This window comes from Aquimarina spinulae (genome assembly GCF_943373825.1).
Lineage (GTDB): Bacteria > Bacteroidota > Bacteroidia > Flavobacteriales > Flavobacteriaceae > Aquimarina > Aquimarina spinulae.
This window is the reverse complement of sequence record NZ_CALSBP010000003.1, coordinates 38,852-63,964: the sequence shown is the minus strand read 5'-3', so window position 1 is coordinate 63,964 and position 25,113 is coordinate 38,852. Positions and strand designations below refer to the sequence as shown.

The 25,113-nt window shown below is 32.3% G+C and carries 25 protein-coding genes; 10 read left to right on the top strand and 15 right to left on the bottom strand.

Annotated elements, in window-relative coordinates:
• Positions 1-2: 2 nt before the first annotated feature.
• The 3 genes from NNH57_RS23005 to NNH57_RS22995 all read left to right on the top strand — a co-directional run bounded on the left by NNH57_RS23005 (position 3) and on the right by NNH57_RS22995 (position 6,304).
• Positions 3-692 (top strand): LOG family protein, encoded by a 690-nt coding sequence (locus tag NNH57_RS23005; protein ID WP_074406408.1) that lies wholly within the window; start codon positions 3-5, stop codon positions 690-692.
• Positions 693-857: 165 nt separating this feature from the next.
• Positions 858-3,686, top strand: a complete 2,829-nt coding sequence (locus tag NNH57_RS23000; RefSeq protein ID WP_234423432.1) for a gluzincin family metallopeptidase — start codon at positions 858-860, stop codon at positions 3,684-3,686.
• A 203-nt stretch (positions 3,687-3,889) separates the two neighbouring features.
• A complete protein-coding gene (locus NNH57_RS22995; RefSeq protein WP_074406410.1) occupies positions 3,890-6,304 on the top strand; it encodes an alpha-ketoacid dehydrogenase subunit alpha/beta in 2,415 nt (804 codons plus the stop codon).
• Positions 6,305-6,308: 4 nt separating this feature from the next.
• On the opposite strand, the gene NNH57_RS22990 is transcribed toward NNH57_RS22995, so the two are convergent.
• The 3 genes from NNH57_RS22990 to NNH57_RS22980 all read right to left on the bottom strand — a co-directional run bounded on the left by NNH57_RS22990 (position 6,309) and on the right by NNH57_RS22980 (position 8,689).
• Positions 6,309-6,911, bottom strand: coding sequence for a hypothetical protein (locus NNH57_RS22990; protein ID WP_074406411.1), 603 nt, complete (start codon positions 6,909-6,911; stop codon positions 6,309-6,311).
• 68 nt (positions 6,912-6,979) lie between these two features.
• Positions 6,980-7,795 (bottom strand): hypothetical protein, encoded by an 816-nt coding sequence (locus tag NNH57_RS22985; protein ID WP_108808882.1) that lies wholly within the window; start codon positions 7,793-7,795, stop codon positions 6,980-6,982.
• A 51-nt stretch (positions 7,796-7,846) separates the two neighbouring features.
• A complete protein-coding gene (locus tag NNH57_RS22980; protein ID WP_074406413.1) occupies positions 7,847-8,689 on the bottom strand; it encodes a 1,4-dihydroxy-2-naphthoyl-CoA synthase in 843 nt (280 codons plus the stop codon).
• Positions 8,690-8,850: 161 nt separating this feature from the next.
• On the opposite strand from NNH57_RS22980, the gene NNH57_RS22975 reads away from it, so the two are divergent.
• Positions 8,851-9,258 (top strand): hypothetical protein, encoded by a 408-nt coding sequence (locus NNH57_RS22975; protein ID WP_074406414.1) that lies wholly within the window; start codon positions 8,851-8,853, stop codon positions 9,256-9,258.
• Positions 9,259-9,320: 62 nt separating this feature from the next.
• Here NNH57_RS22975 and NNH57_RS22970 read toward each other — a convergent pair whose 3' ends face one another.
• The 7 genes from NNH57_RS22970 to NNH57_RS22940 form a co-directional block, all read right to left on the bottom strand.
• Complete coding sequence (locus NNH57_RS22970; protein ID WP_108808881.1) at positions 9,321-9,830, bottom strand: ferritin; 510 nt, start codon at positions 9,828-9,830, stop codon at positions 9,321-9,323.
• Between the two features lie 92 nt (positions 9,831-9,922).
• Complete coding sequence (locus NNH57_RS22965) at positions 9,923-10,234, bottom strand: hypothetical protein (protein WP_025663668.1); 312 nt, start codon at positions 10,232-10,234, stop codon at positions 9,923-9,925.
• Positions 10,235-10,335: 101 nt separating this feature from the next.
• On the bottom strand, positions 10,336-11,169 hold the full coding sequence (locus tag NNH57_RS22960) for a CvfB family protein (RefSeq protein ID WP_074406415.1): 834 nt from the start codon (positions 11,167-11,169) through the stop codon (positions 10,336-10,338).
• A 110-nt stretch (positions 11,170-11,279) separates the two neighbouring features.
• The gene (locus NNH57_RS22955; RefSeq protein WP_074406416.1) at positions 11,280-11,621 is read right to left on the bottom strand and encodes a DUF2853 family protein; all 342 of its coding nucleotides are present in this window, start codon (positions 11,619-11,621) and stop codon (positions 11,280-11,282) included.
• Between the two features lie 104 nt (positions 11,622-11,725).
• Positions 11,726-13,450, bottom strand: coding sequence for a 2-succinyl-5-enolpyruvyl-6-hydroxy-3-cyclohexene-1-carboxylic-acid synthase (gene menD / locus NNH57_RS22950; protein WP_074406417.1), 1,725 nt, complete (start codon positions 13,448-13,450; stop codon positions 11,726-11,728).
• Positions 13,451-13,513: 63 nt separating this feature from the next.
• Positions 13,514-14,605 (bottom strand): chorismate-binding protein, encoded by a 1,092-nt coding sequence (locus NNH57_RS22945; protein WP_108808880.1) that lies wholly within the window; start codon positions 14,603-14,605, stop codon positions 13,514-13,516.
• 1 nt (position 14,606) lies between these two features.
• On the bottom strand, positions 14,607-15,032 hold the full coding sequence (locus NNH57_RS22940) for a PaaI family thioesterase (RefSeq protein ID WP_074406419.1): 426 nt from the start codon (positions 15,030-15,032) through the stop codon (positions 14,607-14,609).
• Between the two features lie 87 nt (positions 15,033-15,119).
• Between NNH57_RS22940 and NNH57_RS22935 the strand changes: the two genes are divergently transcribed.
• Genes NNH57_RS22935 through NNH57_RS22925 form a run of 3 tightly spaced genes read left to right on the top strand, consistent with a single transcriptional unit; the run spans position 15,120 to position 17,205 of the window.
• Positions 15,120-15,683, top strand: coding sequence for a TetR/AcrR family transcriptional regulator (locus NNH57_RS22935; protein WP_074406420.1), 564 nt, complete (start codon positions 15,120-15,122; stop codon positions 15,681-15,683).
• Positions 15,684-15,686: 3 nt separating this feature from the next.
• Positions 15,687-16,538 carry an alpha/beta hydrolase family protein gene (locus NNH57_RS22930; RefSeq protein WP_108808879.1) on the top strand — a complete coding sequence of 284 codons (852 nt, stop codon included), beginning with the start codon at positions 15,687-15,689 and terminating at the stop codon, positions 16,536-16,538.
• A 28-nt stretch (positions 16,539-16,566) separates the two neighbouring features.
• Positions 16,567-17,205, top strand: coding sequence for an alpha/beta hydrolase (locus tag NNH57_RS22925; protein WP_234423431.1), 639 nt, complete (start codon positions 16,567-16,569; stop codon positions 17,203-17,205).
• A 10-nt stretch (positions 17,206-17,215) separates the two neighbouring features.
• Here NNH57_RS22925 and NNH57_RS26590 read toward each other — a convergent pair whose 3' ends face one another.
• The 5 genes from NNH57_RS26590 to NNH57_RS22900 form a co-directional block, all read right to left on the bottom strand.
• Positions 17,216-17,593, bottom strand: coding sequence for a nuclear transport factor 2 family protein (locus NNH57_RS26590; protein ID WP_234423430.1), 378 nt, complete (start codon positions 17,591-17,593; stop codon positions 17,216-17,218).
• Between the two features lie 2 nt (positions 17,594-17,595).
• Positions 17,596-18,108: a DinB family protein gene (locus tag NNH57_RS22915; protein WP_108808878.1), complete on the bottom strand. Its 513-nt coding sequence runs from the start codon at positions 18,106-18,108 to the stop codon at positions 17,596-17,598.
• Between the two features lie 166 nt (positions 18,109-18,274).
• Positions 18,275-20,860 (bottom strand): phosphoenolpyruvate carboxylase, encoded by a 2,586-nt coding sequence (locus NNH57_RS22910; protein WP_108808877.1) that lies wholly within the window; start codon positions 20,858-20,860, stop codon positions 18,275-18,277.
• A gap of 166 nt (positions 20,861-21,026) precedes the next feature.
• Positions 21,027-21,506, bottom strand: coding sequence for an Lrp/AsnC family transcriptional regulator (locus NNH57_RS22905; RefSeq protein ID WP_025663656.1), 480 nt, complete (start codon positions 21,504-21,506; stop codon positions 21,027-21,029).
• A gap of 76 nt (positions 21,507-21,582) precedes the next feature.
• Positions 21,583-22,740: a M14 family zinc carboxypeptidase gene (locus NNH57_RS22900; RefSeq protein ID WP_108808876.1), complete on the bottom strand. Its 1,158-nt coding sequence runs from the start codon at positions 22,738-22,740 to the stop codon at positions 21,583-21,585.
• 383 nt (positions 22,741-23,123) lie between these two features.
• On the opposite strand from NNH57_RS22900, the gene NNH57_RS22895 reads away from it, so the two are divergent.
• From NNH57_RS22895 to NNH57_RS22885, 3 genes are all read left to right on the top strand, one after another.
• Positions 23,124-23,603 carry a helix-turn-helix domain-containing protein gene (locus NNH57_RS22895; RefSeq protein WP_074406425.1) on the top strand — a complete coding sequence of 160 codons (480 nt, stop codon included), beginning with the start codon at positions 23,124-23,126 and terminating at the stop codon, positions 23,601-23,603.
• A 69-nt stretch (positions 23,604-23,672) separates the two neighbouring features.
• Positions 23,673-24,047: a DNA topoisomerase IV gene (locus NNH57_RS22890; RefSeq protein ID WP_074406426.1), complete on the top strand. Its 375-nt coding sequence runs from the start codon at positions 23,673-23,675 to the stop codon at positions 24,045-24,047.
• Positions 24,047-24,853 (top strand): TerC family protein, encoded by an 807-nt coding sequence (locus NNH57_RS22885; RefSeq protein WP_074406427.1) that lies wholly within the window; start codon positions 24,047-24,049, stop codon positions 24,851-24,853. The genes NNH57_RS22890 and NNH57_RS22885 overlap by 1 nt, the downstream gene beginning before the upstream one ends.
• The last annotated feature ends 260 nt before the right edge of the window (positions 24,854-25,113 follow it).

Here is a 25,113-nt window from a genome sequence, read left to right as displayed (position 1 = left end):
TTATGAGAAAAGAGCAACACCATAAAGGCTGGAATGAAATAAAGACAAATGATTCATGGGCAATCTTCAAGATTATGGGAGAATTTGTTAATGGGTTTGAAAAAATGAGTAAAATAGGGCCCTGTGTATCTATTTTTGGATCTGCTCGTACAAAAACAGATGATAAGTACTACCAATTAGCTGTAGATGTTGCCAAAGAAATTGTGGATCAGGGTTACGGAGTTATTACTGGCGGTGGTCCCGGTATAATGGAAGCAGGAAATAAAGGAGCACATCTGGGAGGAGGAACCTCTGTAGGGCTTAATATAGATTTACCTTTTGAACAACATGACAATCCATATATCGACAGTGATAAAAGCTTGGATTTTGACTATTTTTTTGTACGTAAAGTGATGTTCGTAAAATATTCTCAGGGATTTGTAGTTATGCCAGGAGGGTTCGGAACTTTGGATGAATTATTCGAAGCAATAACATTAATACAAACCAAAAAAATAGCAAAATTCCCAATTATACTGGTAAGTACAGAGTTTTGGGGCGGACTAATCGATTGGGTAAAAAGCACATTACTCCAAAAATTCGGAAATATAAGTCCCGAGGATTTAGACCTAATACATATTGTAGACACCCCTGGTGAAGTATTAGATATTTTAGATAAATTTTATACTCAGTATAATTTAAGTCCGAATTTCTAATTCATTTTGTTATCAAATCAATTATTAATATAAAATCGATTTTGAAGAGTATCATAGTAAGGCACTGCCTATAGTTAATAAAGTTTTAATAGACAAGACCAAACAGGTAACAATATTCCTTTTTGATTTATATCTTAAAAAACACCTTTTAATTACATATAAAAGTTGAATATTTTAAAAATATATAGTTTTATAATTTTCTTTTTTGCGCTTACCTTAGGGTCTGCACAGCATAATATTATTATAAATGCTAATCTAGACTCCAAAAAAAAGATAATAACTATAGAACAGGAAGTTACTTATACCAATTTATCAAAAGATACGCTTACACAAATATTCTTTCATGATTGGGCCAATAGCTTCTCTGATAAGACCACTCCCCTTGGTAAAAGGTTTGCAGAAGATTTCATAAAACGTTTTTACTTTGCCAAAGACGAAGAACGAGGAGGAACTATAATCCAAAATGTCAGTGATAAAGAATCACAACCTCTACAGTGGGGACGGCACGATGGAATCCAGGATATATTATGGGTAAAATCTTCTAAACCTATTTACCCAGGAGAAAATCAAACCTTTCTTTTAAAATATCAAATTAAAATTGCAAGCAGCAAATTTACCAGGTACGGATATCACCCTAACGGAAATTTTAGCTTAAAATATTGGTATATCCTTCCAGCCGTATATGATACAAAGTGGAATATCTATAGCCATAAAAACCTAGATGACCTATATGCTCCTATTGCAGATTATCAAATTCATTTCACTTTGCCTTCTGCTTATGAAATAGTTAGTGATCTAAAACAAAAAAATAGCATTCTATCAAAGGATGAAACAACCAAAACTATACAACTCGAAGGCAACAAAAGAAATGAAGCAAACTTGTACTTAGAAAAAACATCTTCTTTCTATAGTTTCCCTTCTGATGGTGTTCAGTTTATAAGCAATATAGATGACAATGATTTAATGCCAGAAATGAAATCGGTAGCAACCGATAGAATTATTGAATTTTTACAAAAGAAATTAGGCCCATATCCTTTTGACAAGATTGTAATTTCTGAAAATGATTACAAAAGTAACCCTGTATATGGACTAAATCAATTACCCGATATATTAAGACCTTTTCCCGACGGTTTTCAGTTTGAAATCAAACAACTTAAGACAATTACCGAAAATTATCTTGAAAGAACTATTATTATAAACCCCAGATACGATGCCTGGATAAAAGATGCGATACACATCTACTTAATGATGGCATATACAGAACAGTATTATCCCGAAATGAAAATTATCGGTAAACTAAGTAAAGTAATTGGTATACGGTGGTTTCATGTTGCCGATCTGGACTTTAATGATCAATATTTCTTAGCTTATAAAAATATGGCTCGATTGTTTTTAGATCAGCCTTTATTACAGCCACAAGATGAATTAGTAAAATTTAATAAAAATATTGCAAATGCATATAAGGCAGGTGTAGGTTTTAAATATTTGGAAGATTACCTGGGTGATGATAACATTGTCGATCAGAGTATTAAAGATTTTTACACTCAAAATGTATTAAAATATACAAATTCTGAAAAGTATAAAAAAGCACTTATCAATATAGCTCCTCTTGATATAGAATGGTTTTTTGAAGATTATGTGCAAACCAATGAAAAACTTGATTTTAAAATAAAGTCTGTAAAAAAAGAAAAAGATTCGATAGAAGTTACAATTAAGAATAATGGCAATAACACAATGCCAGTTTCTTTATCTGGATTTAGAAAAAAAGATATGGTTTCTAAAACCTGGGTTACAGGTATTACCGGTACTAAAAAAGTAAAAATTGCCAATGAAGATATTAGTAAACTGGTATTGGATTATGATCAGAACATCCCAGAAGTAAATAGACGTAATAATTACAGAAATCTAAAATGGATATTTAACAAACCTATACAGTTTAGGTTTTTACAGGATATAGAAGACCCAAGGTATACTCAAGTATTTTTTATTCCCGAAGTAGAGTTTAATGTATACGATGGTTTTTTGTTAGCTTCAAAATTTTATAACAAGACTTTCATAAAAAGAAATTTTCAGTACAACCTATCCCCTGCTTATGGTTTCAAATCCAATAAATTATTGGGATCAGCATCTATCTCCTATAGACAACAACTGTCTGATTATGGATTATATAAAGTACAATATGGGGTAAATGGTAGTATGTTTAGTTATGCTCCCGATTTATTATTTAAACGATTTTCATCATCTATAAGTTTTCATTTTAGGCCCGAAGATCTTAGATCCAATAAAAAACAGAGGCTTCTCCTTAGAAATATTAATGTTTTTAGAGATCGAGATAAAGAAAACCCTGTTGTTACTCCTGATTATAATGTTTTTAATGTAAGATATCGATATTCTGATTTTAACCTTATCGATTTTCTAGGATATACTGTTGATTATCAAATATCAAAAAATTTTAGTAAGCTATCAGCTACTGTAAATTACAGGAAACTGTTTCTTAATAATCGACAATTAAATTTACGTCTATTTGCTGGGTCTTTTCTTTTTAATGATACAGAAAAAGATGGTGATTTCTTTAGTTTTGCACTAGACAGACCTACAGATTATTTATTCGATTATAATTACCTTGGACGTAGTGAAGATACTGGTTTGGTAAGCCAGCAGATTATTTTGGCAGAAGGAGGGTTTAAATCACAACTCGAATACCCTTTTGCCAATCAATGGATCACTACCCTTAATGCAAATACCAATTTATGGAAATGGATTTATGTATATGGAGATGTAGGACTGGTAAAGAATAAAAACATCTCCCCTAAGTTTGTCTATGATGCAGGAGTTAGACTTAGTTTAGTAGCAGATTACTTCGAGGTCTTTTTTCCTGTAGTGTCTAATAAGGGATGGGAAATATCACAGCCAAATTACGAAGAGCAAATTCGATTTATCATAACATTAAGCCCAGAAACATTAATAGGTCTTTTTACCAGAGAATGGTATTAATCTTCTTACAAAAAGTTATACTGAAAAATAAATGTGAAAATTTTGAACATTTGTTAACCAATCCTTAAAATAATGTCCAAAAACTATAATTCATCAATAAAAATACAGTTTTAATGAATTATATTCAAAAAAATTAAGAGTTTCGACCTTGCAAATGGCTAGGATTTTAGCTAAATTTGCAAAACATTAAAAACACCGTTCACATGCAGCCTGAAACCATTACTTCATCTAATATTTCATTCGAAGAATATAGAGATCAAATACTTAGAGACTACAAAATAGCATTGATTAGTAGAGAATGTAGTTTACTGGGAAGACGAGAAGTATTGACAGGTAAATCTAAGTTTGGAATTTTTGGAGGAGGAAAAGAGTTACCACAACTTGCTATGGCCAGAGTTTTTCGTGATGGTGACTTTAGATCGGGATACTACAGAGATCAAACATTTATGATGGCTATTGATCAATATACGGTAGAACAATTCTTTGCCGGATTATACGCCCATACAGATATCAATAAAGAACCTTTTGCTGCAGGAAGACAAATGGGAGGTCATTTTTCTACTCACAGTCTTAATGAAGATGGCACATGGAAAAACCTGATGCAACAAAAGAACTCGAGTGCAGATATTTCTCCTACCGCTGGCCAAATGCCAAGATTACTAGGTCTTGCTCAGGCATCAAAGGTATATCGTAACGAAAAAAGCATTACTAATCATTCTAATTTCTCTAGTAAAGGAAACGAAGTAGCATGGGGAACTATTGGTAATGCAAGTACCAGTGAAGGTTTGTTTTGGGAAACTATTAATGCAGGAGGTGTACTACAGGTACCAATGGTGGTTAGTGTTTGGGATGATGAATATGGTATCTCTGTTCATGCAAAGCATCAAACAACCAAAGAAGATATTTCTCTAATTCTAGAAGGCTTTAGACGTGATGAAAATCACGAAGGTTATGAAATCTTAAAAGTTAATGGTTGGGACTACCCTGCACTAATGGATGCTTATGAAAAAGCCGAAAAATTAGCACGTGAAAAACATATTCCTGTTATTATTCATGTTAAAGAATTAACACAACCACAAGGACACTCTACTTCTGGATCTCACGAAAGATACAAAAGTGAAGAGCGATTAAATTGGGAACGCGAATATGATTGCAACAAAAAGTTTAAAGAGTGGATTATTGAACATAATATTGCAACAGTAGAAGAGCTTCTGGATTTTGAAAAAGCTGCAAAAAAAGAAGTAAGAAAAGGAAAAACAGAAGCCTGGAATGCTTATTTGTCTGAAATTAAATCAGAACAAAAAGAAGCATTAGAAATTCTTAAATCTGTCGAAAATAAAAGTGCTAATAAAAACTTCATTTCTCCTCTGGTTAATGTTTTAACTTCAAAAGAAGAACCGATACGCAGAGATATTCTTGAAGCTACAAGAAAAACATTACAATACATTACAAAAGAAAATTTTGTAGAAAAATCTAAACTTCAGGAATGGATAAATAATTACATTTCTCGTATTCAACCAAAATATAGTAGCCATTTATATAATGAAAATGACTCTAGTGCTATTCATGTAGAGGAAGTAAAAGCTCAATACGATACCAATACACCACAAGTTGATGGTAGAGTTATTTTAAGAGATAACTTCGAAAAGCTGTTTAGCAGAATTCCCGAAGCTCTTATTTTTGGAGAAGATAGCGGTAAAATTGGTGATGTAAATCAAGGACTTGAAGGGCTTCAGGAAAAGTTTGGAGAAACCAGAGTGTCTGATACCGGTATTAGAGAAGCTACAATAATAGGACAAGGAATTGGGATGGCTATGCGAGGGCTTAGACCCATTGCAGAAATCCAATATTTAGATTATATTTTATATTGTATACAAGGATTAAGTGATGACCTTGCTACACTACGATATAGAACTTTTGCAAAACAAAAGGCCCCTCTAATTATAAGAACCCGAGGACATAGACTAGAAGGAATATGGCATTCTGGTTCTCAAATGGGTGGCCTTATTCATTTACTAAGAGGTATTCATATTCTTGTACCTCGAAATATGACTAAAGCCGCTGGTTTTTATAACACATTAATGGATAGTGACGAACCTGCCATAGTTGTAGAATGTCTTAATGGATATCGTCTAAAAGAAAAGATGCCTACTAATTTATCCGAAATCAGAACACCAATTGGTATTGTTGAAACAGTTAAAGAAGGAACAGATATCACCTTGGTATCCTATGGCTCTACATTGCGATTGGTTGAACAAGCTGCAAAAGAATTACTATCGGTAGGAATTAATGCCGAAATAATCGATGTACAGTCTTTACTTCCTTTTGATTTAAATCATGATATTGTTAAAAGTGTTGCCAAGACCAACCGATTATTGATTATTGATGAAGACGTACCAGGTGGTGCTACCGGATATATTTTACACAAATTGATTGATGAACAAAACGTGTATCAATATCTTGACAGCAAACCACAGACTTTAAGTGCACAACCGCATAGACCTGCTTTTGGAACTGATGGAGACTATTTTAGCAAACCTTCTATAGAAGATATTTTCGAAAATGTGTATGCCATTATAAATGAAACAGATCCGGTTAATTTCCCTAAATTAAGATAATTAGCTACTGAAAGTCTTCAATTTTTAATCGTTTTCCATCTTTATAGGATATTACAAATATTCTCTTATCAAACCCTGATGCTATTAGTGTTTTTCTAAAATCCTGAGCTTCGGCCAAGGTTTCAAAAATACCTAAACTCATTTTATAGAATGAAGTATCACTATAAATAAGTGTATTTGTAAATTTCTCAGAAATAGCAGGGGTGTTTTTTGCATTAAATGCTTTTAACTGTACTGAATACACAGTATCTTTCTTAATCAAACTTCTATACAGGTATAGGTTTTTGATTTCTTTAAGGTTAATTTTTTCTTTTTTTAATGCTTTTAATTCTTCCTTAGCAGAAGCCAGCTCTCGTTTTACTACAGAAAGCTCACTAATCCCTGCTTTGCCATTTTTTGATGGTGGTTTGCTAAAATAAAAAGCATTGGCTACAAGAAAAATAGTTAATAGAAATAGAACTAGTGAGAATGACCCAAATAGTCTATTAGATTTCTTACTTTTTTTTAGCCTATCCGACTCTTCATCCAGAAGGTCTTCGAGCTTTTTCTGTTTAATTTCGGCTTTTTCTATCTGGTAATGTAGAGATAGAAGATCCTCATCTTTCATAACTTTCATTGTGGGGGGTAGCTTCAAAAGTTTAGTTAGTTATTCTAAAGATATTTTTTAAACAATGCTTAAGGGAGTTTCTGTTCGGTTATTTTATATACTATTCCATTACTAATTTCCAAAATTAAAACAGGTCTGTCTGTTATTACTTTCTGGAAAGCCTTTAATGGAAAACCGGAAGAAATTTGATTAATATTTTCAATCTTCACCCTCGCCTTATCGTCAAGCTCTAATATTTTAGACTTAGAACTCTGGTTATGAATATAATAATTATTATATAAAAAATACAATGTATCTCCATTTTTATCCAAATCATATTCAGCTTTCCCTAATTCTTTAGCTTTTTTAACTGCTTTTCTACCCTGATAATACTCTATAATATCTGCTTCTATAAAAACAACATCATTGCTTTTATACACCTTGTTTATGTAACAATATTTCCTTTCAAACTTTAGTTTAGACTTACCATCTTTAGCACCCTCTTCTTCTTTCTTTGCATCTCCAATACCATCCGAAAGAGAAGTTGTCGAATTTGCCTTATTTGATAGTTCTTCATTTTGATACTTAGAAATATCAGTTTTAAGTTTATTCACTTCCTTTTGTAAAGAATCATTTTCAAATATAAGTTGCTGAACATCCACTTCTCCTTCTAAAGAATCAATGTTGGTAGTATTTTCCTTTTTCCCGAGGATCACGTAGAGACTCCCTGCGGTTAGCAACAACATCAAAATAAGAATAAATATAAAATAAAAATTACGTCTTCTTTTACTTCTCTTTAAATCTTCAGAAATAGAGATAAGTCGATCCTCCAGCCGTTGCTGTTTGATATCAGTTTTTTCCATCTGATAATGCATCGATATAAGCTCTTCTTCCTTCTTATCCATTGTATGCTAAGGTAAAATTCTTATTTTAGGAAAGATTAATAATTACAAAAACTAAGGCATCCATTTAATGTTTTTAAAATCTGGTTTTCTTTTTTCAAGAAACGCATCTCTTCCTTCTTTGGCTTCATCTGTCATATATGCTAGTCGTGTTGCTTCTCCAGCAAATACCTGTTGCCCTACCATACCATCATCTGTAAGATTCATTGCAAATTTTAACATTTTGATAGATGTTGGTGATTTCTCAAGTATTTCTTGCGCCCATTCATATGCCGTATTTTCAAGGTCGTCATGAGGAATCACTGCATTTACCATTCCCATTTCATAAGCATCCTGCGCCGAGTAATTTCTTCCTAAAAAGAAAATTTCACGTGCTTTTTTTTGCCCAACCATCTTTGCTAAATAAGCAGAACCATATCCTCCGTCAAAACTTGTAACATCTGCATCGGTTTGTTTAAAAATAGCATGTTCTTTACTTGCCAGAGTAAGATCACAAACTACATGAAGGCTATGCCCTCCTCCTACAGCCCATCCTGGTACAACTGCAATAACAACTTTTGGCATAAATCTAATAAGCCTTTGTACTTCTAAGATATTTAACCTGTGTCTACCATCATCTCCCACATATCCCTGGTGACCTCTAGATTTTTGATCTCCTCCACTACAAAAACTATATACTCCGTCTTTTGTCGAAGGTCCTTCTGCAGAAAGCAAAACCACACCTATAGATGTATCTTCTTGTACATCATAAAAAGCATCATAAAGTTCACTTGTTGTATTTGGCCTAAAAGCATTACGTACATTTGGTCTGTTAAATGCTATTCTTGCAACACCTCCCGATTTTTTATAGGTAATATCTTTGTATTCCTTTACAGTTTTCCAATCTATTGAACTCATTAATATGTTTTTTTGTATCCTCAAAAATACTACAATATACTATATCTCACTGCATCAATTACAGGGTAAATCCCCTAATTTTTAATTTTATTTCAAATAAAAAATAGATTTTAGTATAGTTTTTGATGGTTTTATTCTGAATTGATAATATATTTACCATTATGAAAGTTTTTTTAGTACTACTTATCGGAAGCATCAGCTTTTTATCATATGGACAAGAAGATGCCATACAAACCATAGCCATAGAATGGGAACAACTAAGCGCTCCACTGGTAATGCATAAAAAAGAGGTTGAAACTCAAAAATATCAATTACAGGAAGTAGATTTGACCGTAGATTTAAGACAGCAAGCTTTTAAAAAAAGTTATACGATGTATATTGATACTCCAAAATATAAAAATATTTCATCAAAATATAATGTTGCAATCCCACAGCCTAAAACATCTGGTTTTAGGGTATACGGTAACGGTTACAACCCTAACAATAAAGGAGGTATAAAAAACACGGCATATAAAGATGCTAGTTTGTACAGTGGTGCTTTCTGCCCTATCACAGGTTTGGCATACTAATTTATCCTGCTAAAAAAATCTAAAACTCTTATTTATTTTGGTTTAAAATCTTTTTGATACGGTTATTTACCAACAGGAATTCTTTCGTCGATGAATTGAAGTGGCATATCTCCAGATAAATCAAACATATCTAAAATATCTTTGATAGTTTCTTCTTCCTCTAGCTGTTCTTCTACAAACCACATCAAAAAGTTCTCTGAGCCAAAATCATTTACCTGCCTGCATTTTGCAACAATTTTGTATATAGATTGCGTGATAGATATCTCATGATTAAGCGTCATTTCAAAAATTTCTCGAAGCGAAGAAAATTCATGAGTAATATTAGAGACATTAGGAGAATAAGCAGACCCACCTGTATCATTAATGAATTTAAAAATTTTCATCATATGCTCTCTTTCCTCTTGCGCTTGTTTATAAAAAAAGGAAGCACTATTTACAAGCGTTTTCTGATCACACCATGAAGCCATTGCTAAATACAGTGACGAAGCCTTTTGTTCTTTCTCTATTTGCTTATTAAGCATATCCATTACCTCTAGATTAATGCTTATTTCTTGTCGTGTTAGATTTTCCATTTTCCAATATTTTTAATAAAAGTATAGAAAATCCAGATGTAAAACTTAATCGATACTTAATTTATAGTAAGTCTAAATCTAATATCAAAATATCATGATACCAACATAGCATTTAATTCTATCATTGCAAATGTTCCTTTCATAAGATCTACAAAATCCAACACCATTAATGTGTCTAATAAAATTAAATGTTCTTTATCACATAACGATAATAATACAGTGTCATTATGATTAAGTAAATCATCTATATAGTCAAATGTAGACATTTGTTTTGCCTTATATCTTAGGCTAAGCAATTGACAGAAAGAAATTTTAACCATTTTATGGCCAAAATCAATATAATAACATCGCTCTGTTGATGATTGATAAGAGGAGTAATATGTTGAAGAAAAAATTAATTCCATAATTAACGGCCGCTAAAATACTTTTTATTTAGATTTAATCCAAATAAAATAAGTAAAAAATAACTTCTCCTTTAACTATAACTATGGATTGTATTTTTGATCTACTCTACCAGACGTATTCCTTCTTTCTCGATAATAATTTTTCTTTCTTTATACAGTGATCCGATAGCTTTTTTAAAACTTTTCTTACTTAATTGAAAAACTTCTTTAATATCTTCTGGATCCGATTTATCATTTAGATCAATAAAACCGCCACTAGATTTTAACTCTTTTAAAACCTGCTCTGCATTTGGTTCTATTCCTCTAAATCCATGTCGTTGTAATGTAAGGTCTATCTTGCCATCAGGGCGAACTTTTTTCACAAACCCTTTAAGCTGATCTCCTGGTGTAATCTTTTGAAAAATTTCATCACTATATACTAACCCCAGATGTTTTTGATTTACAATCATATTCCAACCTTGTGGTGAAGGATGAGAAGCGATAAGATCAACTTCATCATATGAAGACAGTAAAACTAAAGAATTATCTAAAAAAGCGTTGGTCTTACTTGATGCAACAAGTCGATTGGTTTCTTCATCAAGGTATACATAAACAAGGTACCAGCTACCTACTCTCATTTTTGAAGATTGTTCTCTAAACGGAACAAAAAGATCTTTTTCTAATCCCCAATCCAGAAAAGCACCAATTTCTGATACGTTTGTACATTTTAAATAGGCAAAAGATTTTACAGTTGCAAAAGGTTCTAAGGTAGTAGCAACAATACGTTCTGAGCTATCCAAATACACAAATACCTTTAAAACATCTCTTATTTGAAATTGTTCTGGTACATACTTATTAGGTAATAAAACCTCGTCCCCTTCTTCGTCACAAAGGTAAATCCCTTGATCTCTCTCTCTAACAATCTCTAACATATTGTATTCCCCAAGCTTAAGCATGTCTATTTTTTTGCGCAAAGATAATTCTTTAATCCTCCTGTTTATCTAAATTCTACAAAAAAAGGTGTTCATTGCAATGAACACCTTTTTTTGTTGTAGAAAATCGTATACTATTTATAAACAGATTCTTTTCCGAAATGTTTTGTCAAAAGGTAATAAACAACCGCTCTATACTTATTACGGTTTGATTTACCATAAGCTTCAATTACAGAAGCAATACCTTCATCTAGCTTTGATCCATCAGAAAGACCAAGTTTATTGATTAAAAAGTTTTTCTTTACGGTATCTAATTCACTTTGATCCGAACCAGATACTGTAGCAGCATCTGCATTGTAAATTGAAGGACCACATCCAATAGTAACCTTGGTTAAAAGGTCCATATCTGGAGTCTGACCAATTTTATCTTTGATATCTGCGGCGTATTTTGTGATTAATTCATCTCTTTTACTCATAGGATAAATGTGTTTTCAGGTTTTTAGTTCATTTTTTTTCCAGATCAAATATAGATGAATTATTCATTAATAATCCACCTACAAAGCATATTAAAACAAGGAAATTAGACAAAATGCTTAAAATAATCGACTAAAGTACTATCATTTTCTTTTCGAGGCGTAAAAACTTCAAGTAGTTGAGGCATATGATCATTTTCATATACTTTTTTAGATTCATGAACTAATTCTTCAAGAGTATGCGCAGTATGATATTCAAAACCAAACATTTTACATAAATGTATTGCCGTAAGATGATGTGTCGTTTCAAAATATGTTTCAAAATTAACACTTTCCTCTTTTCCTGGTAAAATTCTGAATATCCCTCCTCCTTCATTATTAATAACAATAATTTTGAAATTCGAAGGAATATATTCATTCCATAACCCATTACTATCATAAAAGAAACTCAGATCTCCAGTTATCAAAGTTGTAGGCACTCCCGAAGTCAGAGCTGCCCCAATAGCAGTAGATGTACTTCCATCGATACCACTTGTTCCTCTATTACAGAACACCTGAAAAGTTGGATTTAGTGTAAATAGTTGCGCATAACGAACAGTAGAACTATTACTTAACTGTATCATTTGCCCATCTGTAATACTATCAAAAATAACTTCAAACGCTTTAAGATCGGTAAAAGGGATTTTATCAAGATATGCTGCATGTTTTAATCTACGATCATCTCTAATAGAAACCCAAAAAGGTTTATAAGTACTATCGATGCTCTTCATTTTGTAAAAAAAACGCGAGAAGAACACATTGGGTTGCAATTTTATGTGCTCTGTAAGGCAAAAATAGGTGTCATATGCTTTTTTCGAATCAATATGCCAGTGCGATTTTGGTTGATATTGTCGCAAAAATGCTTTGATTCGCTTAGAAACAACCATACCTCCAATAGTTAAAAGAATATCTGGCTGCAGTGCCTTAAATTCGTTCTCATTCAAAGTAGAAATCAATTGATCAATACAATTAATATGGGACTCATGATGAATATTAGATGTTGTTTCTGTTAGTACCAAGACCGAAGGATCATCGGCAAAATATTCTATCCATTTTTGCTCAACTGTGCCTGGTGAATTAACACCTATCAATACCATTTTACGTTTTGCCTGGTTCCATTCTTCACGCATTTCTGATTGTAAATCTTCAGAAAACTGATGATGTGGTTTTTCTACCGGGATATTTCTGGAAACAATAGTAGGATGCTCTAGTTTATCATATAAAGGCTCATAAAAAGGTACATTAATATGTACTGGTCCTTTTCGTTCTATTGCTTTATTTAGCGCCAGATTGATTTCTCTTTCATTATGTTTTTGAGCTTCATGGTGTTTTTGACGTATTTTGGGATCATCAATTTTTGTTTCTACAACAACCTCAGAATATAAATTAGCCGAGTACAAAATATGGTTCTCAAATACATTTTTTTGACGAATCGTTTGTCCGTCTCCAATATCAATTCTTTCAATAGGACGATCTGCACTTAAAACCACTAATGGTATATCACTATAAAATGCTTCTGAAATTGCAGGATAATAGTTTAACAATGCGCTACCCGAAGAACAGACCAAAGCAACCGGTTTTTGGATTTGTTGCGCAATACCTAATGCAAAAAATGCAGCACATCGTTCATCTACGATACTATAGCATTGCATATCGGGGTGTTCACTAAAACCAATTATTAGTGGTGCATTACGAGATCCTGGCGAAATAACAATATGAGTAATTCCTTTTGCTTCGCATAAGGTAACAATAGATTGTGCTAAAGGAATTTTTGAATATAAGCGTTTCTTCATTCGAATCGCTAAATTACAATATCGTACTAATTTACACCAGAATTTTAAGTAATTTAACCCTGGTTACAACAAAACTCTTTTCATTGTCTCTGTTTTCTTCACAGTTTCCTCCCATTCTTTCTCTGGATCAGAGTCTTTTGTTATTCCTCCTCCTACATAAAGAATTGCTTTACCATTACTCAACTCCATACAACGAAGGTTTACAAATAAATTTGATTTAACAACACCATCTTTATTCATATTGAGTTCTCCCAGAAAACCAGTATAATACTTACGATTATATCCTTCTGTAGTAAGAATAAAAGATTTAGCCTCATCTTTAGGAAGTCCACAAACCGCTGGAGTGGGATGTAATACTTCGATTATTTTTTCAATTCTTGAATTTTCATTATCCAAAACCCCACTAATATCGGTACGCAGATGCAAAAGTGTACCAGCTTTATGTGTATAAGTTTTAGAGTGTTGTATATCATTAATAATTGAAGATAATTTGCTCGTAACAAAAGAAGTAACCATTTTCTGTTCTACTAATTCTTTAGTCCCCCAATCGACATCTATAGTATTTATATATGGCTGGGTACCCGCCAGAGCCATAGTAAAAAAATTATTACTTTTTACTCGAATCAAGGTTTCTGGAGTCGCTCCCATCCATGTACCAATTTTTGGATGGTACCATAGGTACACAAAAGCTTTTGGATAAAAATGAATTAGGTTTTTAAATATATGTAGACTATTAAAAGAATCTGGTATCGAAACCTCCTCTTTTCGAGATAATACTACTTTTTTAAAACGATCAGATTGTATTGCTTCAATGCCCTTTTTTACAAGCTCTATGTGTTTTTTTTGGGCTTCAGGTTCTACCAAAAGAACGTTATCTATTTTTCCTAAAGTTCTTTTTTCGTTACTTATGGTTTGTGATAAAATGGTAGCAGTGCAATAGTCACTTTTTTCTGAAGGAATAATAACAGCTTTATGAGCACTATCAAAAGGAGCAAAAACAAATCCCGAAACAGCATAATCCTCTACTTCATACATCTGGTTATTTTCCTGAAAAACAGCATGTAGTGTCATAGAATCAGCTTTTCTATACACCACAAAAGGCAGATTTTGATCTAATTGTTCTTCAATTTTCGCATAAACATCTCCTATATCCATACTATTTGGTTTTAGGAAGCGCAATAGTGGTCAACTTAACTATCGAAACCAGGTTACCTTCTTCATCCTTTATCTTTATATCCCATAACTGAGTAGTACGGCCTTGATGTAAAATTTCTGCTTTCGCAAACACATACCCCTGCTTAACACTCTTTACATGATTTGCAGAAATCTCTATTCCTCTTATATAAAAATCTTTAGCATTAAGAAAAATAAATGATGCAGCACTGCCCACACTCTCTGCTAATGCCACCATAGCTCCCCCATGTAAAACACCATCTGGCTGATGCACCTTGGGAGTCACCGGCATTTTAGCAACCAAATAATCTTTGCCAACTTCACAGAAAGAAATCTCTAAAGTTTCCATTAAAGTATTTTTACACATCTTAGCACATTGTTCCAGCACTTCTGTCTGTGTCAAATTCATAAGCTTAATAATTTAAACCAAAAATATACAATGCTATTTAATAATTCTAACTATATTTGATTATTATTTTAACGAACGTTCAATAAAATGCCAAAAGTAAAAACGTCCAAAGAAGAAGTTCTAAAAAAGATAATCCCTATCCTGCGCTCTCGCGGAGTTCAAAACAGTAGCATGAGTGAGCTCTCTAAAGCCTGTGGTATACAGAAGTCTCATTTTTATTATTATTTCAGCAATAAGGAAGATCTAATTAGAGAAGTTCTGGCAACTGTTCACAGTTATTTTAATTACAATCTATTTAGGATTATTGAAAGTAACACTTTAACTCTTAATGAAAAAGTACTAAAAATGAAGCTACTTCTGGACAAATTATTCAAAGCCTCAGATGGTGGGTGCATTATGGCAAATACAGCATTAGAAACCATTCACCTCGACCCCATATATAAAAAAGAAATACAATCATTTTTTAAGGATTTTATTTTAGGACTGCAACAACTGCTTGAAGTGAATCACTCAACAGAAAAAGCATTACTACTGGCAGAACAAATGGTTCAGGATATCGAGGGTGGTATTTTATTAACGCAAATTTACGATGATCCAAAATATATTAACAACGCTATGAAAAGAACAGAAACGGCAATATTAAATCAGTAAAACATGGAATCATACACTATTCGTTCTTTTGACGATTATCCCATTTCGGTACATGAGTTTGTTCCTAAATCTCCTAATCATAAAACAATAGTTTTTGCTCCTGCGGTGGCAGTTCCTCAAAAAATTTATTACCCACTTGCAGAATATCTCGCTACCAAGGGATGTAATGTATTTACTTTTGATTACCGAGGAATAGGAGATTCTCTTTCTCAAAGCATTCAATCTTTAAAAGAACATGGTTTTGTTTTCTGGGCACAGGATTTTAAATCAGTTTCTAAACATGCCAAAGAAGAATTTCCCGAAAACGAACAGTATATGATCGGCCATAGTTATGGCGGCAATAGTGTCGGCTTTAGCGATGCGTATCAATATTATGACAAATACTTTACTGTAGCTTCTCAATTTGGATTCTACAAGCATTTCACTTTAAAAATGAGAATACTCATCTATCTTAATTTTAAGTTTTTTGTACCGCTTACCACATCGCTTTTAGAGTACTACCCTTCTGGTTGGTTTGGATTAGGAAAACCCTTAACCACCAGAGTAGCCAAAGATTGGGCTATTTTTTTATTGCATCCGGATTCGATGTTGTATTTTACCCAAAAAGATACTAGCACATATTATAAAGAAATCAAAGAGCCTATGCTTTTATTAAGCATTGATGATGATTCTTTTGCTCCTAAAAAATCAGTAGATATTTTGGGTGAACGCGTATACAAAAATGCTGAAGTGACCAGAAAACATCTAAAACCAAGTGATTTTAATCTAAAAAATATTGGCCATTTTGATTTTTTTAGAACAAAAAATCGGGATATCTTGTGGCCGATTGTTGATGATTGGTTTCATCTTAATTAAATACAAAAGATCTATTATCATATATCATATGAGTGCTATCGAAAAAGAAACTTCTTACACTACTACAAACACCTATTCTACACTTAATAATCTACACCCTGATACTAAAAATATTTGGTTAGTTTTTCATGGGATCGGATACTTAAGTAGATATTTTATACGGTTGTTTGAAAGCCTTGATAAAGAAGATAATTATTTTATTGCACCGCAGGCTCCTTCTAAATACTATAAAGGCAATAATTACAGAAGTGTTGGTTCTAGTTGGTTAACCAAAGAAAACACCTTGGCAGAGACCAAAAATGTATTACGATATGTAGATGCAATACTAACATCTGAAGAGCTGCCTGAGCATGCAAAGTTAATTATCTTAGGGTACTCTCAAGGAGTAAGTATTGCCAGTCGGTGGGTTGCCAGTCGTAAAATTAATTGTGATGCCCTGGTTATGATTTCTGGCGGTTTTCCTAAAGAATTATCCAGAGAAGATTTTTCTTTTCTAACTGATCAAACAAAAATCACTCATATTCTGGGGGAAAAAGATCCTTTTTTTGAAATCGAAAAAGTTGAAGCCGAGAAAGTACGAGTGCAGCAAATATTACCACAGATTGAATTTAGAACGCATCCAGGAGGACACGAGCTAGACCCAAAAACCTTAATCGACTTATTATAAACCTATTGCACTACTTTTTTAACGTTTCTATTGCTGACCTACTATGAACGGTATCATAAATAATAGTAAGTTTTTGAATCTCATTTTCTGAATTAAGGACTATAATATCTACTACTTTAAACACCACTCTTTTTCCGTCTTTTAATTCCCAGTCAAAATCAAAGAGCAGTGAAATTCTATTGGAGTTTTTTTCAAAAAACAAACCATCAAACTTCAATTTTGAAGTAGTGGTATCATCTGCCAAAGCTTTATAAAACTTACTAGCTGGCATTGTTCCGTACAATGGGGATTCAACGATTCCGTCGTCGGCAAATAAACTAACAACTTTATCTACTTCATTTTTTTCTAAAAACGAGAGGTAATTCTGGGCAACTTCTTCTTTTGTCATACTTATAAATATCTTTCTTTTATAACCTCAAAATGATGTTTTTGATGTCCTATTAATATATATCCTGCAGCTCTTGAACTCATAGGGCTACCACTCGCCTCTCCTATTCTGGTTAACATTTCATCAGTGAAGCTTTTGAATAATGAAATAGAGTTAGTTCTTGCAGACTGAAAATCTGAAATCAATTCTTCTTTGCTATAATTATTCGCATTTGAATACGGAACATAATCATCTTGTTCAAACCCCATAATTGGTGTTTTATCATTCCTTGCAAAACGCAAGGCACGATATGCAAAAATACGTTCCCCATCAATTACATGTTGTAACACTTCTGCAACAGTCCACTTATCCCCTGCATAGGCATGAGTAAGTTTTTCCTCAGGAATGGATTGCACAAAATCAACAAATTCTTTTTGGCCGCTTTCTAATCCCTTTACAATATCAGGCGACTCTGCTTTAGCAATATATGTTTCATAATACGGATTAAATTCCCCTTCTTTTAACTGTGATACCATAGTGTATTATATATAGATTAAATTCCAATTTATTTGTAATAGTATGTAAACTCACATTACATTATAAAACTTTGTCATGAAGTATAATATGAGTTAAAAAATGAAGCTGAAATTTAATCATTCCAGCTTCATAATATAATATCGTTAACAGTACTTTATTAAAAAATTATGCCGAATTACGGCTCGCATTAATATTCCCAAACAAAGAACGAGTGACCATTTTCTCATAAATTGCAATATCTTCAGGGTTTACATCTTTATTTTTATTTAAATCCTGAATTTTCTTCAATGCATATTGCTGTATCGTGAGCAAGGGCAATACGATATTTTCTCTAATATCGATAGATGCTTTTCCTGCAGGTTCGTTTTGCATTAACTCTGAGTATCCCGTTAACTTAAATAACAATCGTTTGGTTAACAAGTATTCGTCATGAATGATATCCCAAAATGCACCATACTCCTCATCTTCTTTCATATAAGAAGTTAATTCAAAAAAGGACTTCGTAAGACTCATCATACTATTACCGATCAACGTTCTAAAAAATGGTGAACCTTTATACAGAGACATTACTTTATCAAATTCTCCTTTTTCTTCAAATACTTTTAGAGCTGTTCCTACTCCATAAAAGCCAGGGACATTTTGTTTTAACTGGCTCCAACTTCCTACAAAAGGTATTGCTCTTAAATCACCAAAATCTAAAGTTGCGCTTTTACTTCTTTTAGAAGGTCGGCTACCAATATTTGCTTTCCCGTAGTACTTTAATGTACTCATATGCTCCAGGTACGGAAGAAATTTAGGGTGATTTTTAAAATCAACATAAGTTTGATAACTTATATCAGCAAGCTTTTGCATAGTCTGCTTATTCTCTACAGAGAAAAGATTACCCTCGTTACTTGTTAATTCATTTTCTACTCCGGCTCCTAATAATTGTTCTAAATTATACTGACAAGAATCCAGTGTCCCAAAATTAGAACTAATCGTCTGCCCCTGAACAGTTAATTGAATTTCCTCATCTTCGATTGTTGGCCCAAGAGATGCATAAAATTGATTTGTATTTCCTCCTCCTCTTGCAGGTGGTCCTCCTCTACCATCAAAGAATATAACTTTTACATTGTATTTTCTAGAAACTTCGGTTAATGCTTCTTTGGCTTTAAAGATTCCCCAATTCGCCATAAGGTATCCTCCATCCTTGGTTCCATCAGAAAAACCAAGCATAATAGTTTGTTTCATTCCGCGGCGTTTTAGATGCCCCATATATTCTGGATTATTATATAAAGACTCCATTACCTGGTCTGAAACCTGTAAATCTGGCACTGTTTCAAAAAGAGGAATTACATCTAGCGTAGGAAATTCCCAACCACAAAGCCTTATTAATGCAAATGTCTCTACTATATTAAGTTCGCTTCCATTATTACTAATAATATAACGATTAGCTGCTCGTTCTCCATTATTTTGCTGTATCGTTTTTATTGCATAAATAGATTCTATTGTTGCTCTTGTTATATCATCATCAAAAACAGAAGGATCTAATTTTCCTTTAATAGAAGAAAGCACACTAACCTGTTCTTTTTCAGAAAGAGATTCATATTGTTTAGGAAAAATATCTAACCCCAATTTATTCGTCTTCTGTACAACTTCTGTAAGCACTTTGTGATGAACTCTTGAATCTTGTCGAACATCAAGTGTGCCGAAATGAAAACCAAAAATTTTCACCTTATTAATTAGATCTTGCAGGTCTTCTAGAAATAAAGATTGGTGCTCTTTTATTAATTCTTCTCTAATCTCGAGCAATCCATTCATTAATGTTTCTATAGATAATGGTTCTGCGGTTTTTGCATAATAAAAGTTATCATACAATGCATTTTCTAAGACCGCTATTTTATCCTGAAGGTTACCAAAAGTAATTCTTCGTTTTAATACTCGAATATCACGATAATAATTAATCAAAATTGTTTTTCGTAATCGTTTTGCTACTTTTAAAGTAATCTCTGTCGTTACAAATGGGTTTCCGTCTCTATCTCCTCCGGGCCAGAATCCTAAATTAATTAAATCATTTTCGAGATCTTCTCCTTCAAATATATTTTGCTGGATATAATTATATATGGTTCCTGCAGAATGATAAAATACATTTTCTAAATACCAGATCAAGCTTACTGCTTCATCATAAGGTGTTGGTTTTTCTTTCTTAAAAAAAGCAGTTTTACCTAGTTGAGCTAGTAGTTTTTTTATTCTAGGAGAATCATTATTACGAATTGCATCGTCTAAATCATGAATAATCCCGAGTACTGTTCCTGGGTAAAATTGTGTAGGATGAGCTGTTAAGGTTGGACGAATTTTAAATCTCCTTAGATAATCTTTTAACTCTTCTAATTTACCTTTTGCTTGGGCTTCTTCTTTGATACTTCTTAAAGTCCCTCGACCATCCATATTATTTACTACAGGAAAGGCAGCATCTTCTATTGCATCAAACAATACAACTTGACGTTCGATATACTGAATAAACCTAAATAACAAATCATGCTTTTCTTTTGACTCAGGATTATCCTGGTATAATAAAAAAAAGTCTTCTACAATTTCTGTAGGGTTCTTGTGCTGATCATAGCCTTTCTCGCACACTTCTTTAAAAAGTGGTAATAACACCCCTGTGTTACTTATAGTATCAAAAGGTAATGTTATAAATATACTATTGTATATCTGGTACTTAGCAAGAACGTTTTCATTAAAACGTTCAATTTTTGGTTTTCTAGCCATTGGTGTGGTGGTACTTGTTTATGGTTAATATGTATTCTTTTTAATAATACAGCAGAGAAAATTTATTTAACACATCTCGCCATATGTAATTACAAAAGGTTTTTAACTAATAAGCCCTTTAAGTTTTTCTTAAAGGGCTTATTCTATATTTGTTTAGTTATTCCCTTTATAAATCCTGAAAAATAGAGTGCATTAATCGTTTCTTATCATTAATACTCTCTTCTAATGAAATCATAGTTTCGGTACGATATACGCCATCAATATCATCTAGTTTAAAAATAATCTCCTTAGCATGATTCGTGTCTTTAGCTCTTACTTTACAGAAAATATTAAACTTTCCTGTTGTAATATGAGCAACCGTTACAAATGGTATTTCATTAATCCTTTCTAAGACGAATTTGGTTTGCGAAGTATTCTGAAGATAAATTCCTACATATGCTATAAATGAATATCCCAATTTCTTATAGTCTAATGTTAAAGAAGATCCTTCAATAATACCTGCTTCTTCCATTTTTTTAACTCGCACATGTACTGTACCCGCAGAAATCAACAATTTTTTTGCGATATCTGTAAATGGTGTACGAGTATTCTCGATCAACATGTCTAGAATTTGGTGGTCAACTTCGTCTAATTTAAACTTTGCCATATTGTTTTTTTATTATTTTTCCCGATTATTTACATTGCAAATTTAGCAGAAAAATACAGTTTCCATACATTTTATTTTAACTTTTTGTTGATTCTATTAAGAATAATTCAGAGTTTAGGTGAAATTTTAACAGCATAGCCTCTGGAACTATCTCTACTGTAACGTTTTCGTTATATATTGTCCTTTTTTTGCCAATAATCTCTCTATGACCGTAAAATTTTTGAAGATCGCCAATTTTAACAATTTTTGGTATAAATTTCACACTCTTTTTGACTAATTCTTCGCTGTATTGAACGGCTATATCTACATTTTCACCCTTTAACATGACATCTCTTATAATGACATCATAGAAACATTTTCCATTTTCTGGTATTGAAAAATAATCTTTATATCTATCTCCTGTGATTTGAGTAGTCGTTATATATTCTATCGAAGTTAAAAGAGAATAAAATATGTATTCTCTGGTTATTTCACGATCATAATCATTAGAGTAGTGCCCAGCTTCAAACAATATAGTAGGTATTCCCATACTCGCTAAAGTATCCCCTACACAATTTAAATTAAATCCATCATCATATCGCCCTACTTGATTCGGAATAAAGTGTTGGAGCACCATATTCATCTTAGCAATGATTTCCATAGCTATTTTACGACTTGGAGTTATTGATCGTTCCAAATCACTTGCAGGAGATAAAAAAGACACAGTGGCAGGATACTTAGTTTCTCCTGCACTAAAAATAGTACGTTGCCCATGAAGATTAAACGCAAAATCCGGTCGAATACGCTCGACTAGTTTACTAAATACTATACTCTCCTTTTGTGTTTTTTGCTGTGCATCTCTATTAAGATCTACCTGGTTAAAATTAAGCCTGGTATATGCCTTTGCTCCATCGGGACTTAAAATAGGTATTATATATATTGTACACTCTTCTAAAATAGTTTTTGCCAAATCATTTGAAACGTCTGTAACGAAGTTTAAGAGATCAAATACAGCCTTTGTAGTTGTACTTTCATTACCATGCATCTGCGACCAAAACAAAAGTTTTTTAGATCCACTACCTAATTTAATAAGATGTATAGATGCATTATTCTCAGAAAACCCTATCTGTTCAATTTCGGTTTTTAAAGATAAAAGATCTAATAAAGGAGAAATATAATCCAGAGTAATATAACGCCCAAATAAAGAAACTTCTTTATAGGTATCGAACCAGTTCTGTAATGTATGCGTATCCATTAATTTGTTTTAGAAGGTTACGAAATTACTATAGTTTACCGAAGATTCATAACAAATCAGATTAATATTTACACTTGTAAACTAGAGTACTGTTTACAAGTGTAACAATAATCTATTTACATTTGTAAACACTTAAAATAGATCTATTTGTTTACATCGTTAAACAGTTATGCTTGTTATGTTTCCAAATGTATTCTAGTTATTAACAGAAAAAATAATAACAATAATATATATTATGCATAATCTTAATAATCAGATAATTAAAGATAATTAAGTAAATGAATGATTTAACACTCCTTATTGCTAGTTTACAATTGTAAACTAGTCTTTTCAACAAATTTGTTTACCTTTGTAACCAATATTTACTCTTAAACTAGTTTACAATGGTAAACAATAAAGATTTTGGTAAAAGAATCCAAAAAATAATGGATTATCATGCTGTATCTGCCTCATCTTTTGCAGATTACATGGGTGTAGGTCGTTCTTCTATTTCTCATATTCTTAGCGGACGTAACAAACCTAGTCTTGATTTTGTAATGAAGATTGTTGATGCATATACTGATGTAGATTTACAATGGTTGTTATATGGAAAAGGAACATTTCCTAAATCTGAGAATGTTTCTATTGAGAAAAAAAATCCTTTGCCAGACACCTCTACTATTTCTCAATCTACACCTCCTTCAATTACAGTTTCTAAACAAGATTTATTTTCACAGTCATCCCCAGAAGAAAAAATAACTGATCCTAATACTCCTCCTCTAGAAAAAATTTCTCGAGTAATTTCTACAGAAAATGAAATAGATAGAATTGTTATTTTTTATACCGATGGTACCTTTAGTTCATATCACATGAAAAAATCTTAACAACTTTTTTCTTCCTTTCTATTAACTTTCTGGAAATAGAATTATTTTCGTTTTTCATTTATAACAATTATGAAGCGATTTGCTTTACTATTTTTCTCTACGCTACTTATGAGTAGTTGTTACCAACAAGAACGCAACTGTACAGATTTTCATACAGGGACTTTTGAATTTGAAACTTTTCTGGATGGTGAATTGGTTACAACCACTTTTATTCGAAATGATACTATAGAAATTGATTATTTCAGAGGTAAGGCTGACACAGCCAGTATTCGATGGATTAATGACTGTGAATATATTGTACAAAAATTGTCTCCCAAAAATATGGCAGAGAAAAAAGCTATACATATGAAAATCTTAACAACCGATAAAAACATCTACACTTTTGAATACGGATTAGTAGATGCAACTAATAAACAACGTGGAACCGCAAAAAAAATAAAATAATGTTCGAAATTTTCACATCTGCAGATGCTTGGGTCGCCCTATTAACACTTACATTTTTAGAAATTGTTCTTGGTATTGACAATATCATCTTTATTTCACTGGCTTCTAACAAATTACCAGATCAACAACAAAAAAAGGCAACTAATATTGGATTACTATTAGCCATGGTTATGCGTGTCGTTCTATTATTTGGTATATCACTATTAGTTGCCATGGAAGCTCCTTTTTGGCATATCAATCTTCCCTGGATAGAAGCTGGTATTAGTGGTCAGGCTTTAATCCTATTTGCCGGTGGAATTTTCCTACTATATAAGAGTGTTCATGAAATTCATGAAAAGGTCGATGAGAAAGGTGAAGAAGAAAAAGAAATTGAAGCTAAAAGTTCTTCTTCTCTTTCTAATGCAATTGTACAAATCACCTTAATTAATGTTGTCTTTTCTTTTGATTCTATCCTTACAGCAGTAGGAATGACAAACGGATTAAGTGATAATCCTAATGATGCTTTAATAATAATGATTATTGCCGTAGTAGTATCTGTATTAATTATGATGCTGTTTGCAACTCCTGTAGGACGTTTTGTAAACAAACACCCTTCAATTCAGATACTTGGACTTTCATTCTTAATCCTTATTGGATTTATGCTTATCGCAGAAGCTGCACATTTAGCACATCTTCAGATATTCGAAAGCGAAGTTGGTACCATACCAAAAGGATACCTCTATTTTACCATTGCGTTCTCACTATTAATAGAGTTTCTAAACTTTAAACTACGAAAAAAGCAAAAAACAGCTAAACAAAAAGTATAAATATAATCTGTAATAGTATAAACATTCAAAAGGTAAATGGTCTGAAGGTATCAAAATAAAACAACTGAATTATTTTGGGAAAGAGCAAATTTGTATTTCACTAAAAGCGAATTGAAAAATGTAGAAATTGATTATCTGGAATACTTAAAAATGAAACCAAGTCATTTTCTAAGTATGTTTTTTTAGGTTGGCTATATGAAAAAAATAAAAATTACAGCCAAGCAATCAAACTTTATCAGGTTATCCAAAAAGCAACTAAA